Below are 12,475 nucleotides of genomic sequence, written 5' to 3'. Positions count from 1 at the left end.
AAAAAACTTGCGAGAACCATGATCCATATACTGACCGAGTCCGAATTCAAACAGGCAAAGCGAGAACCTTTACTCGACTACGCTGCTTACAGCGATGAAGCCGCAGACATCTCAAGGCGAATTCCTAACGCTCAAAAGAAACTGAGCGATCCAGAATGGCTCTCCGGCCAAGACGTGGCCGCGCTGGTGCGTCTCACGGGGGCACGTTCCGATTATGCGATCGACCTGTTGACGCTCAGCTATTCGGCTGGCGTGCACATCATGGAATTACAAGGATTTTTCCCGCACGTCGTCGACTATTTCGAGGAGTTCGCTCTATATACGCAGGCATTCAATCGAACTGACGAAGGAACGCGACTCAACTCGCCTGTCATCCATCTGCAGGATGTCGAATTCCAGATAGCAAACCGGCTGCTCTGCTTTTCCGTTTTGCTCGGGCATACAAAATTGATCCCCCGGATCATGGCAATTCTCGACTATAACAATTCGATGCGCGACGGTCTGCTCGAACGAATTGCGTCGTGTTACAGCCAGCGGCCCTCGCCTTTACCCGATGAATGCACGCGTCATTTACCGTACTATAAGGCGTTGCCAATCTTCGACGCGCAACCATCCGACCGCCCCGGACTGATCAAGGCGTATCTGCTGGACTGGTACGAAGCGAGCCGTCGCGAACCCTACTACGACGCTCACACCGGCGCCCCTTCGTTCTTGGGCTATTGGGCATGGGAAGCGGCAGCAATCACGATTGCTTTGAATGTCGACGACCAATCGTATCGGGACCTACCTTTCTACCCACGCGACCTCGTTGCACATCTCAGGAACTCGACGGCAGGAAGTGCCACAGGTGCGCCGCGCACTGCAACCGCTGAAATTCGTGCAAAGCCTGGCGAAACATGCCCGATTGGACGACGCTGGCAATCGATCGGGGTGCCCGTCCACGATACGGTCTATACGCAAGGGGCGCCAATGCAGGATCTGAAGTCCCCATATGGATTGACTGTCTGGCGCTTTCTCGGTGCGGCGTAGTTGAGCGCTTTCGCCCTAATGATGAAAAAAAGCATGCACATAGCGCGTAACGTTGTGGCAGGTGTCCTATTCGCCGCCTGGCTCTGTGCCGGTGTACAAGCACCGGCGATTGCGGCGTCGACCCATCATGAGGTCAAGCTGGGCTACGGCGTCAACGAGGTCAATCTGAGCAAGTTGTCACTGCACATCGTGCGCGGGATGGTCGCCAACGGCACGGCGAGCAGCTTCGATACGTTCACCGTGTACCTGGTGCCGGACAGCGCGGGCGAGCCCTGGCTGCAGGTAACGACCACCACGCCCAAGGGCCTCGGCTACAACTTCCGCAACTACGAGTCCGGCGACGCCAACACGCACGCCGTCGCGTTTTACGTCGAAGGCAATCACCTGTTCGCGGTCCAGGCGACGAAGGTCGGGCCAAGCGCCGACGCGCAAGGCGCGCGCAAGACGCCTTTCGATTTCGAAGTCGTCCGGTTCAACGAGAATGAGGACATCCCACTGTTCAAGAGCGACAGTAAGCAACGCTCGAAGGGCCATTACGTGGATGGACGCGACGCGATAGACCATGAATTCTTCGGCCGCTGAGGGGTAATCGATGTTCGTACGTGCGACCTATTATCGCGAAAAGAAGGCCGTCCACTACTTCGACGAAAACGGCGAGGGAACGCCGTACATCGGCGGCTCCTTCGCATGGCGCACCAACAATCCCGGCGACATGGCGAAGCCGGGTAAGCGCGTCGTCAGCACGAGTATCGGCTACGCCCAGCGGGTATCCAACCCGAAAAGCCTCTTCCTGACCTTTCCCGACCAGTCTCCATGAAAAAACGGCTCTTCTTCTCGCTCATCGCATTAGCCTGCGTCGGTTGTCATGCCGACGGGCTTCCCATCGTCGGTATCGTCGAACAAATCCCTGTTCTGGCAAACGGGAGCCACGTAACCGCCCGTCCGACCTACATCTTCACCGACGAGAAGTTGTCCGGATCGACTGTCTTCAACGGTCTGCAAGGCCCCGGCTCGACCCTGGACGTCGTGTGCTGCTATGAAGTCAAAAACACCACGCCGACGTCGCTCGATACGGAACTGGCGAAGTACGGCAAGGATCCCCTGTTCGCCTCACAGATGAAAAGTATCAAGGGCTACCGATACATCTATGTGGCCGCTCCGACATCCGACAAGAAGCTCTGGACGCCTGTGATGAAGACGCTCGCACAAATTGCGGCTAACCCGGAAGATGGCTCGCCGTTCTCGGCAGCCGTGGTCGGCGCGCGATTCGACAAGCCCACGATCCTGGCATCGTTCACGGCGAATGGCGTACCGATGACGATGCAGACGCGCTCGGATACGACATCCGGCCGCATCATCTATACGTTCACGCGCGGTGGCAAAAAGGTCGAGATGTCGGAAGATACCTTTGCAGATTGAGGCCCGACTGCCACCATGAAAATGATCACAGCGTTCGTTGCTCTGGCTATCCCGACATTCAGTATCCAGGCCGCCGCCCAATCAGTTAACGTCGCCGCATTCCTGAAAGGGCGCGGCGCCGAGAGGGCCGAACTCCGTCAGCTGGCGCGCTCGCCCAACCCGGCGGTAGTACCCGTCGCGTTCTACGACAAGGACGGCGTGGCGCCGAGCTGCGGCCTCCTCGTTGCCGTCCCCGACGCGCCGAAGCCACGCTATATCGACATACTTGATGCGGACAGCGGCAACACTTTTCCGCAATGCGTCGCGATACCGTCGATCAGGGCGTTCCGCCTGCAGGACAAGCATTACCTTGCCATCGAATATCTGGACCGGGACACGCGCGACGACACGTATCGCGAGTTCCATTACGTGTACGATGATCCGGCCCAGGGCTTCGTCGACGACAAGATGCTCAACGACGGGGTCCCGTCGTCCGACTCCAGGAAAGAAGCCAATGGCATCAAGCTTGCACGCGCGGCGATGATGCGGAAGACGTTCCCGCAATGGCGGTTCCTGGAACGTGACTTCATCGCGGGGGATACGTCCTCATTTGCCACCTTCGAGGACAGCCACGCCCGCGCCTGCCATTTCGCGATGGAAGCCGGCGCCAAACCGCTATCGGCAAACCTGGCCGAGGTGGCGTCGACGACCGGGTGCGCCGGCGTCCTCGCTGCCACTCGGCTGGCCGCGCCCGCCGCGACGTACTACATTTCCATGTTCAGATCGGTCGCCGGCAAGCAGCTGGTCGTCATCGCGTCCATTGCGAACGACGGCACGCTGAAGGTCGAAAAAGGCCTGTCCGCCGACATCAACGGCGCGGGCGCAACCGGCGATATCAGGGCGGCCAGGGCCGCCCTCTCGCAACGCCTGGGCGCCCTCCCAACTCCGCCAACCCGACAATGACATCGTTCTGACATGGACCTCGCAACATTAAGCGAAGCACTCCGCCGCTTCGGCACCGGCCTGTCCCAGCATGCCCGCCTCATCACGCTGGCCAGCGCGCACGACGCCGCACTGCCGCAATCCCCGCTCGCGGAACGGGTGCGCGGCCGCGAAGCCGTAAATGATTTATACCGTTTCGACGTGGAGGCCCTCAGCACGTCGACCGACCTCGATCTCGCGGGCTTCATCGGCGAAGAACTGACCGTCGGCCTGCTGCAACCGGACGGACGCCGCCGCGCGTGGCACGGCATCTGCACCGCGGCTGAATGGCTGGGTGCCGATGGCGGCGTCGCGCGCTACCGGCTGCGCCTGGAGCCCGCGCTGGCCCTGCTGCGCCTGCGCCGCGACAACTACATCTTCCAGGACAAGAACGTCCGCGACATCGTCACCGAGCTGTTCGCGGACTACCCGCAACTGCGCTTCGACTTCGACATCACGCAGGGCCTGCCGCCGCGCCCCATCTGCACCCAGTATCGCGAAAGCGACTACGATTTCTTCGTGCGCCTGATGGCGTCGGAGGGCCTGTCCTGGCGCTTCGAGCACGACCAGGACGTCACAACCGACGACGGCCAGGCGCGGCACCGCGTGATCATCTTCGACAGCGCGGCCGAGTTCCCCACGACGCCGGGCAACGCCGCCATCCGTTTTCACGGCGTGCGCGCCACCGACACCGACGACGCCATCGACGGCTTCAGCGCGCGCCGGCGCGTGCAGGCGAACGCCGTCTCGATCAGCAGCTGGGATCCGGCCCAGGTCCGCGCGCCCGCCGCCGAACAGCAATCGATCCTGGACGCCGGCGAGCTGCCGCTGCTGCCGGTGTACGACGGCGCCGGCGAACGCATCGCCACCGATGCCGGCGCGGCCGGTTTGCACAGCCGCCTGATGCTCCACGCGCTGGAACTGGACAACAAGCTGTTCGAAGGCGAAGGTGCCGCGCGCCGGCTCGCCCCGGGCCATGCGTTCACGCTGACGCAGCACGACCGCTACCCCGACGGCGACAACGTCTTCAAGGTGCTGTGGGTCGAGCACGAGGCGCGCAACAACGTCGGCGCGCAGATCGCGGCCGTGGACCGTGGCGGCGTCGAACCCGGCACGTACCGCAACCGGTTCGGCTGCGTGCGCGACGCCGTGGCCATCGTCCCACATGCGACCGCCCTGCCCCAGCCGCACACGGCGCTCGGCCCGCAGACGGCGCTGGTGGTCGGCCTGCCGGACAGCGTCGCCACCACGACGCGCGACCACCAGGTGCGCGTACAGTTCGCCTGGCAGCGCGGCGCCGGCGCGAATCGCGGCGGCCTGGATCACGACACGGACGACGCAGGATGCGCGCCCGGCGATGACCGCTCGGGTACGTGGGTGCGTGTCGCGGAAGCGCTGGCGGGCCCGAACTGGGGGTCGCAATTCACGCCGCGCATCGGCACCGAAGTGCTGGTCGACTTCATCGACAACGACATCGACCGCCCCGTCGTGGTCGCGCAGCTGTACACGGGCGCGGATGCGCCGCCGTTCGCGGCGGGCGTCGATTCCGGCGTCGACCACGCAGGCACGATCTCCGGCATCCACACGCAGACATTCGACGGCGCCGGCTGGAACCAGTGGCAGCTGGACGATACGCAGGGACAGCTGCGCATGCGCCTCGCCACCAGCACGGCGGCCACGCAGCTGAACCTGGGCCACCTGGTGCGCCAGGCGCCAGGCAGCGCGCAGCGCGGCCACTACCGCGGCAGCGGCTTCGAACTGCGCACGGATGCCTGGGCCGTCGTACGCGGCGCGGAAGGCGTGCTGCTGACGACGCGCGCACGTTCCGCGCAAGGCGCCAGCGTCAGCTCGACGCAAATGGACGCGGCCGAAGCGGTAGACGGCCTGAAAGCGGCGCAGTCGCTCGGCACCACCTTGCTGGACGCTGCGACGGGACAGCATGCGCTGACCAGCAAGGCGGCCGTGCAAGCGCAGAAGGACTTCCTCGCGCAGATCGATCCCGCCGACCAGGGCAAGTTCGCCGGCCCGGTAAACAACCAGGACGCCGCGAAGCCGACGCCCGGATCGCGCGACCTCGACACGTCGTCGCCCGTCGAAAAATTCGGCGCGCCGGTCGTGCTGATGGATTCGCAGGCCGGCATCAACTGGGCGACGCCCGCGTCGACTGTGCTGTTCGCGGGCCAGCATCTGCACTGGACGACGCAGTCGGACATGCACATGACGGCGGCGTACACGTCGTCGTCGGTGTCGGCCGAGGCGACGTCCTTGTATGCCCACGAGGGCGGCATTCAGGCGTTCGCCGGTAACGGGCCGGTGTCGGTGCAGGCGCATACAGACCAGCTCGAGATCCTGGCGGACAAGGAAGTCACCGTCATCTCGGTCAATGACGGGATCGAGGTCAAGGCGAGCAAGACGATCGTACTGCAGGCGGGGCAGGCGTCGATCACGCTGGAGGGTAAGGACATTACGTTTGCTTGTCCGGGGACGTTCTCGGTAAAAGGCGGACAGCATGTGCTCGATGGCGGACATGACAAATCCGCCGCAATGAATGCGCTGCCGGATACCCGCCTGCATCTTTTCGACGAAGCGTTCGTTCTCCGAGACCAAACGACGAGCGCCGCAATGCCGAGACAGCCCTATCGTGTAAAGCGAGCCGATGGAAGCTACGAGGAAGGACTTACCGACGAGGATGGTCACACCCATCTGATCAGCTCGTATTCTGCAGAACCTTTGACCATTGAGCTGCTGGACCGGCGGGACTCGGAGTTGGAGGCGCGACAGAATGCGCCGTTAAAGGGCAATCCGAGATATAAAGCGGCAGCGAGTACGACGACCAGCCCTGTCGAAGTAAAAAAGCGGAAAGAAGTGCTTGTTGATCTTCCCAACTGTTGGATCGAAGATCATGAGAAGGAAGTTGTTGCCGAATCCACCCGTTATTATGGAACGACAAGAAATGCAGATGGCGCCACTTTGCTACCTAGAACCCGTATACGTTATAAGCTTTACGTGCCAGCAAAATCGGGAACACCTGTCGTCGTCGAGCTTCGCATTAAACCCCAACCACGGCTGAGCCTTTCGGAGATGTTCAGGGAGGAGCGGTTACCGGACGAAGTAAAAAAGACGAAAAGGCGAGCTTGGCTGGAAAGAGTTGCCGCATTAAAAAGCCGGGCCGAGCGCGGCATATACACCCAATGGAATGGGAAGTTTCAGCTCGAAATACGCGACCCACAATGTGGCAAGCGAACGCTACCAATAACTTATAAGCTTATCTGGGTAGATGCCGACGAGCATTTCACGATGAGTGTTAGCGAAACGCAGATTCGGGAAGGCGTGGGTCTGGGCGATATCGAGGTATGGACGGAATCGGACGAGTATGTTTTTGCGCACGAATTTGGGCACTGTGTCGGACTCCCTGACGAATATTCCGCGCAACCCGATCAAACTGACACGACGATACGATATGTCACGCCCGACGGTACCCTCAGCGCTGCAATCGACGGCCCCTACGACGGCAAAAAGGAGAGCGCAGCCGACGCATCGGTTATGTCTACGAGCCATGTTACGAAAACATATCCGCGTCATGCATGGAATATAGCCATCGAGGCGAGAGACCTCCTTACCGAAAAGATTGGACGTCCGATTACATGCAAAATCATCTGAAGTTTGTCACGATAACTTTATTATTCTTATCCGCAAGCCCGGAGGCGGCAATGCAAGATTCAGTTCTATCTGTGCACGCTGAATGCAAAGACAATGCGCAATGCATCTTCGCAAACCAGTCGATGCTGATCGATTTAACCATCACAAACGTCTCGAAAAACCCGGTAGGTGTGCCTATCGAATTTCTTGACCAAAAAGGACCACACTGCGTTTTAATCGATAACGAGACACGAGAAGAATTTCAGACCAACCCACCCCCACCTCCGGATCTTTCCCTGAAAAACAAGTTCACGGAAATACCTGCTGGAGGAAGTATCAAGATCGAACAGCTCGTATCCAGAGGGGCGATTAGTGCGTTCAGGGAGCGCATGATTGATCTCACCGCGCGATTCTTTATTGTCGTTCCGGTCAAGTTAATTGATAAGGAAGCACCTATAAATCAGAACGTCAGCACGAGTATTCGGATTCACGGGCGCGACAAAGCCGAGCTCGACAAAAAATAATCTCCATATCGGCACCGGACGACTCGATATGAGCAACGACCATGCGCGCCTGACGACGGCGTCAAGCGCTAAACGTGTCTTGAAACCGCTTTCTGTTGCAGCTATTCTTTGCACGAGAGGTTGCTCTGTGCATCCTTCAGCGGAATAAAAATTTGGATTTCAACCTGACGACAACGCCGGGCTGTCACGCTCCGCCGCAAGACCGGCTATTGACCATACTTTCGCCGTTCGGTAGTTCCGCATTGAGTATTCAAAATAAAAAAATTTAGCCTCGCAATTTTACTTTGCGCGCTGTCTTGCGCATGTCACTCAGAAGACACCAAAAAACCGAGCGATAATCAACAAGAAGTTACAGCAGAGGGTCGGACTTCGCAATATTATTCGTATCCATCCAATTTTGAGGGATTGTCTGCACGCACTTGTGGGACAAAAACAGATGCGCGCTACCGAATGGTATGACATCGCAGGCATCAGCGGTACGCTCATAGGCATGAGCCATTTTTCGATGAATTGGACGTTGCCAGAGGAAGAAGAAAAATTTCGTGAACTGAGCAGAGACGCTGTCGCCCCCGCCTTTAAACTTGACTCCACCATAAACCGTTGCTGGACGGATTTAGGAATGGAATCGTCGTGGGTATTGCATATGAGCGACATTCCAATATTTCCGAAGTTCCGTATTCGAACGGATGTCGAAGGAGAAAGCGGGAAACGACCGGTACGCACGGGTGTATATGTTCCTCAAGACGATCCGAACGGTACGCTGCAATTTGCCTGGACCGGAAACACTGGGGGCGCGCTCGATCTCTGCGAGACCTTCAGCGACCTGGCACTCGAATATCTCTCAATAGTTGGGCGTGACAACATCTGGAGGGCGCCGAATGATGCCACACGAAACAAGGGGCGTGTAGAACCTACCGACGAGTACTTCGATGATTGGTGCCGCGCATATAAAAAGATGCAGTTCCTAAATTACATCTCATCGAGAAACAAGCGTGCCTTTGTAGAGCGTCCGTGCAAGTGGTATTTCGTCGAACAAATTGCCGGACGATTTGAAGATGACATCTCCACAGATAACTGACGATGACGGACCGTCGCTTGAAACGATTCCACAGGCCTAACATGTGCATTTTGAAGGCGGCCAGGACTCGCTACGCGTTGGCCATGCTTGCTACCGCAGTAGTCCTTTGTAATTCCGGCTGCTCGGCCGAAGATAAAAAACTCAAGGCCTCCGACGATGTCAAGGCATTACAACGGCTGGTTGATCTATCGCCCGATCTAAAGTCTGTCCGATGGGAAATGTTCGGAACGCCAGAATACGAAGGTGGTGTACCGGGCTCCACGGATTACATGACCCTCGTTGCGGAAGTCGAACCGGTCACGCATGCCGAAAGTTTCACGAGCGGCACGAACGACAAAGCTATTTATATTGTTCCGGAAGCCGCGCGCCCATGGCTTTCAAGCCATTTTCAAAGCATCCTGGTAAAGAACAGGAACGCGAATTTCGATCTCGCGACAACTGCCGGGTGCCACGCGTATGAGACAAAGGTAAGGAAATCCGGGCGCAAGGTCAACGGTTTTTCGTGCGAAAAATCCGGAAAAGTTCTCGTGTATCTTTCATTATTTTGATGACTCAAACGCCTGGCCACCTCCTCGACAATGACCGGGACAAAATATGCCCTGCTTTGATCGACAACGAAACACAAGAGATACTCCCGCTGTGCGCATTCCCGCCTGCCGATCTCTCGCTACGCAACAAGGTCACGTCGTTAGCGCCTGGGGAATCGATCAGAATGGAAGAGCGCCTTTCCCCATCGGCAATCCGGGGCCTGAGAGAATGGATGCTTGATCTCACTACGAGATACACGACCCATGTCCCCGTGAAATTCGAAGGCATCAAACTCCCTGTGCGTCAGAGCGCAAGCACGTCGTTCCGGATTATCGGACGCGACCGGGCCGAACTCGACGACAAATGACACTCAGGCGCCCGCACCCACGCCCGCGCGCCGCCCATGCTTGACCCGATACATGGCCCGATCCGCCAGTTCGATCAGCTGCTCCATGTCATCGCCATCCTCCGGCCACAGCGCAAACCCGATGCTCGCCCCCAGCGCCAGCGCGCGCCCCTCGAACTCGAACGGCGCGCCGATCGCCGTCGTCAATGCCTGGCATTTGTTCGCGACGCTGCAGCGGTCGCGCACGCCGACGAGGATCACGCCGAACTCGTCGCCGCCGACGCGCGCCGCCATGTCGTCCGCGCGCAGTTCGGCGCCGATGCGGCTGGCCACTTCGCACAGCGCAGCGTCGCCGGCGCGGTGGCCGAGGTTGTCGTTGATCGCTTTCAGCCCATCCATGTCGATGTTCAGGACGGCGACGTGCCCATGGCACCGTGCCGCCCGCGCCAGCTGCTGGCGCAGGCTGTCGTAGAACTGGGCCCGGTTGGCGAGGCTCGTCAGCGCATCGTGCGTCGCGCGGTAGTACAGGTCGTTCGACGCGTTCTGCACCGCGTGGTAGATCGCCGCGCCGACGAGCGTCGACAGCAGGCCGAGCACCTGCGCATGCCAGGTGCCGAAGGCGTTCACCGCCGACGACACGATTTTCAGCACGCCCACCGAATGGACGTCATGGCGTAGCGGCACGACGAGCATCGAGCGCAGGCCGACCTTGCGGCACGCTGCGCGGTCCACGCGCGGGTCGAGCTCGGCGTCGTCGCAACGCAGGATTTCATTCCCGTCCACGCACAGGCCGGACAGACTGCCTTCGCGCCGCAGGCGCAACCCCAACTGCGCCCGGGCGAGCCCGGCTGCCGCGCGGTACACCATCTCATTACCCTCGGCCAATTCCACCGCAGCACCCTCGGCCCGGCACAGCGTCGCGGCGCGCTGGCTGACCAGCTGCATGACGCCGCCCAGATCCAGGCCCTGGCAGGCGATCTCGGTCTGGATGTCGATGATGTCCAGCAGTACGGCCGCGTCCAGCGTGACGGTGCTCATGTCTAGTCAAGGAGAAATATCACAAATAATCACACAACCAGTGTGGACCATTTGCCTCTTGTTGACAAGTTAATACTGACGGTTGTCGATGCGATAATCCACCCTGTCCACGTCCACGTAGCCATGTTCTCCAGCCGGATTGAACGTGAACACGCCCACACGGCTGCCGCGATACGCGCCCCACGTCAACGAAAAGTCGGGCAGCACGGTCTCGTACCTTGCTCCATCCGCGCTGACGGCCAGGGTGGTCTTGCCATCCAGCCCCCACGTCGAGCGCAGCCAGATCGCATCGTGCTTCCACGGCTGTAATCGGGTGTAACTGCCGTCCCGGGACACTTCCAGGTAACGCTTGCCCTCCACCATCACGATGCCCGCGGACGCCGTGGATTCGGCGGGATTGGCGGCGTGCGGCTGCGCCGTGAAGTGGACGAGGCCGGCATGCTGGCCCTCGGCCATCCCCGCCAGTTCTATCCGCGCTGCGAATGACTGGCTGCCCGTCCGCACGACGCGCTGGGTCAGCACATTGCCCACCTTGAGCAGGTTGACGCCGTCCAGGCCGGGAAAGGCGTGCAGGCGCAGATGGCCGGGACGGGCCGACAGCGACCACTTGTCCATGCGCGGCTGGTAATTCCATTCCCAGACGGGCGCGAGCGCGCCCGCATCGAAGTCGTCGCCGCCTTGCGGGAACCGGCGGACGGACGGCGTGCCCGGCATCCGTCCTTCCCACACCATGGTGCCGATGCCGGCGCGGTCGGGCTGCCCGATCACCGGCCAGCCGTCGATCCAGTGGACCGGCAGCAGGCTCGCGGCCCGTCCCGCCCAGTCGCCGCTGCCGTGGTGGGTGAAGAAATACCAGTTGCCGTCCGGGCCCTGGACGATCCCGCCCTGGTTCGGCTCCATGGCGGCGCGGTCCGCCTGCATCAGCTGGCGCTTCTCGGACCACGGTCCGCGGATCGACGGCGCCCGCCGCATCATCATCACGCGCGCGTCGCCCTGCACTTCGCTGAAGAAGTGGTAATAGGTGCCGTTGAACTTGTACAGTTTGCTGGCCTCGCTGCCCTTCGACTGGTAGATCACCTGGTCGGTCCCCGGCACGAGGCTGCGGTTGTCCGCGCTCAGTTCCCACAGATGGATCTTGTAGCCGTCGCTGAAGTGCGTGCCGACCAGGTAGCCCTTGCCGTCATCGTCCCAGAACGGCGCGCAGTCGTCCCATCCGGTTGCACGCAACACGTGCTGCAGCGGCGTCCACGGCCCTTCCGGCCGTTCCGCGCTGGTCATGAAATAGCCTTCTTCCGGGGTGCCGAAATAAATCCAGAACCGGCCCGCATGGTGGCGGATGGCGCCGGCCCAGATGCCCCGGCCGTAGCGGTTCATCCGCGTCCAGTCCAGTTCCGGCGAGATCTGCGTGAGGTCGGGCACCGCGTGGCCCACCGTGCGCCAGTTGACCAGGTCGCGCGAATGCAGCACCGCCATCCCCGGAGAAAACTGGAACGTCGATGTAATCGCGTAGTAGTCGTCGCCGACACGGATCGCATCCAGGTCGCTGTAATCGGCCGGCAGGACGGGATTGCGATAGCGGCCGTTGCCCAGGTCGCCCCACTTGGCCCAGTCACCCCAGGTGACGCCGTCGCCGGCCTGGCAAGGGCCCGTCATGGCGGCAGCGAGCAAGCCGGACAGTGCGACTGCGCACCAGCGGGAGAATTTATGTTCGGGAAAGGTGGGCATGTCCGTTGCAGATGGTCGTAATCGTTAAAAATTTGTGTCGGCTGGCAGGGATTAGGTCTACAATTGTATGGTATCGATAACGTACATTTCTGTCTAGCCAGTGCGGCAATTTTACAGGCTGGAGCTGTCGATACCGTCCGGACGCGGACGTTTTTCATACATTAAAAACCTCTGGAAGCAGATTTGGGG

Annotated in this window: 11 protein-coding genes; 9 read left to right on the top strand and 2 right to left on the bottom strand. The window is 60.3% G+C overall.

Annotated elements, in window-relative coordinates; translation table 11 throughout:
- Positions 1-18 precede the first annotated feature (18 nt).
- The 9 genes from ACEN98_RS15235 to ACEN98_RS15195 all read left to right on the top strand — a co-directional run bounded on the left by ACEN98_RS15235 (position 19) and on the right by ACEN98_RS15195 (position 9,197).
- Positions 19-1,029 (top strand): PoNe immunity protein domain-containing protein, encoded by a 1,011-nt coding sequence (locus ACEN98_RS15235; protein WP_413385644.1) that lies wholly within the window; start codon positions 19-21, stop codon positions 1,027-1,029.
- Positions 1,030-1,062: 33 nt separating this feature from the next.
- Entirely contained in the window at positions 1,063-1,611 is a 549-nt protein-coding gene (locus tag ACEN98_RS15230; RefSeq protein ID WP_413385643.1) for a hypothetical protein, read from the top strand.
- A 10-nt stretch (positions 1,612-1,621) separates the two neighbouring features.
- On the top strand, positions 1,622-1,846 hold the full coding sequence (locus tag ACEN98_RS15225; RefSeq protein WP_413385642.1) for a hypothetical protein: 225 nt from the start codon (positions 1,622-1,624) through the stop codon (positions 1,844-1,846).
- Positions 1,843-2,448: a hypothetical protein gene (locus tag ACEN98_RS15220; protein WP_413385641.1), complete on the top strand. Its 606-nt coding sequence runs from the start codon at positions 1,843-1,845 to the stop codon at positions 2,446-2,448. The genes ACEN98_RS15225 and ACEN98_RS15220 overlap by 4 nt, the downstream gene beginning before the upstream one ends.
- A 15-nt stretch (positions 2,449-2,463) precedes the next feature.
- Positions 2,464-3,390 carry a hypothetical protein gene (locus ACEN98_RS15215; RefSeq protein ID WP_413385640.1) on the top strand — a complete coding sequence of 309 codons (927 nt, stop codon included), beginning with the start codon at positions 2,464-2,466 and terminating at the stop codon, positions 3,388-3,390.
- 12 nt (positions 3,391-3,402) lie between these two features.
- Positions 3,403-7,068: a type VI secretion system tip protein TssI/VgrG gene (gene tssI, locus ACEN98_RS15210; RefSeq protein WP_413385639.1), complete on the top strand. Its 3,666-nt coding sequence runs from the start codon at positions 3,403-3,405 to the stop codon at positions 7,066-7,068.
- Complete coding sequence (locus ACEN98_RS15205; RefSeq protein WP_413385638.1) at positions 7,053-7,571, top strand: hypothetical protein; 519 nt, start codon at positions 7,053-7,055, stop codon at positions 7,569-7,571. The genes tssI and ACEN98_RS15205 overlap by 16 nt, the downstream gene beginning before the upstream one ends.
- A gap of 436 nt (positions 7,572-8,007) precedes the next feature.
- Positions 8,008-8,649: a hypothetical protein gene (locus ACEN98_RS15200; RefSeq protein ID WP_413385636.1), complete on the top strand. Its 642-nt coding sequence runs from the start codon at positions 8,008-8,010 to the stop codon at positions 8,647-8,649.
- 83 nt (positions 8,650-8,732) lie between these two features.
- Entirely contained in the window at positions 8,733-9,197 is a 465-nt protein-coding gene (locus tag ACEN98_RS15195) for a hypothetical protein (protein ID WP_413385634.1), read from the top strand.
- A 350-nt stretch (positions 9,198-9,547) separates the two neighbouring features.
- Here the strand turns inward: ACEN98_RS15195 and ACEN98_RS15190 are convergent, their stop codons facing one another.
- Together ACEN98_RS15190 and ACEN98_RS15185 are read right to left on the bottom strand one after the other, a co-directional pair.
- Entirely contained in the window at positions 9,548-10,561 is a 1,014-nt protein-coding gene (locus ACEN98_RS15190) for a diguanylate cyclase domain-containing protein (protein ID WP_413385632.1), read from the bottom strand.
- 69 nt (positions 10,562-10,630) lie between these two features.
- Entirely contained in the window at positions 10,631-12,286 is a 1,656-nt protein-coding gene (locus ACEN98_RS15185) for a family 43 glycosylhydrolase (protein WP_413385631.1), read from the bottom strand.
- Between the last annotated feature and the right edge of the window lie 189 nt (positions 12,287-12,475).

Source organism: Massilia sp. CT11-137 (assembly GCF_047302885.1).
Taxonomy (GTDB): Bacteria; Pseudomonadota; Gammaproteobacteria; order Burkholderiales; family Burkholderiaceae_D; genus Telluria; species Telluria orientalis.
This window is presented reverse-complemented; position numbering and strand designations above follow the sequence as displayed.

Excerpts from the sequence above, each read along its gene's own strand:
- ACEN98_RS15235 (WP_413385644.1), top strand. The coding sequence starts at position 19 with ATGATCCATATACTGACCGAGTCCGAATTCAAACAGGCAAAGCGAGAA.
- ACEN98_RS15230 (WP_413385643.1), top strand. The coding sequence starts at position 1,063 with ATGCACATAGCGCGTAACGTTGTGGCAGGTGTCCTATTCGCCGCCTGG.
- ACEN98_RS15225 (WP_413385642.1), top strand. The coding sequence starts at position 1,622 with ATGTTCGTACGTGCGACCTATTATCGCGAAAAGAAGGCCGTCCACTAC.
- ACEN98_RS15220 (WP_413385641.1), top strand. The coding sequence starts at position 1,843 with ATGAAAAAACGGCTCTTCTTCTCGCTCATCGCATTAGCCTGCGTCGGT.
- ACEN98_RS15215 (WP_413385640.1), top strand. The coding sequence starts at position 2,464 with ATGAAAATGATCACAGCGTTCGTTGCTCTGGCTATCCCGACATTCAGT.
- tssI (WP_413385639.1), top strand. The coding sequence starts at position 3,403 with ATGGACCTCGCAACATTAAGCGAAGCACTCCGCCGCTTCGGCACCGGC.
- ACEN98_RS15205 (WP_413385638.1), top strand. The coding sequence starts at position 7,053 with ATGCAAAATCATCTGAAGTTTGTCACGATAACTTTATTATTCTTATCC.
- ACEN98_RS15200 (WP_413385636.1), top strand. The coding sequence starts at position 8,008 with ATGCGCGCTACCGAATGGTATGACATCGCAGGCATCAGCGGTACGCTC.
- ACEN98_RS15195 (WP_413385634.1), top strand. The coding sequence starts at position 8,733 with ATGCTTGCTACCGCAGTAGTCCTTTGTAATTCCGGCTGCTCGGCCGAA.
- ACEN98_RS15190 (WP_413385632.1), bottom strand. The coding sequence starts at position 10,561 with ATGAGCACCGTCACGCTGGACGCGGCCGTACTGCTGGACATCATCGAC.
- ACEN98_RS15185 (WP_413385631.1), bottom strand. The coding sequence starts at position 12,286 with ATGCCCACCTTTCCCGAACATAAATTCTCCCGCTGGTGCGCAGTCGCA.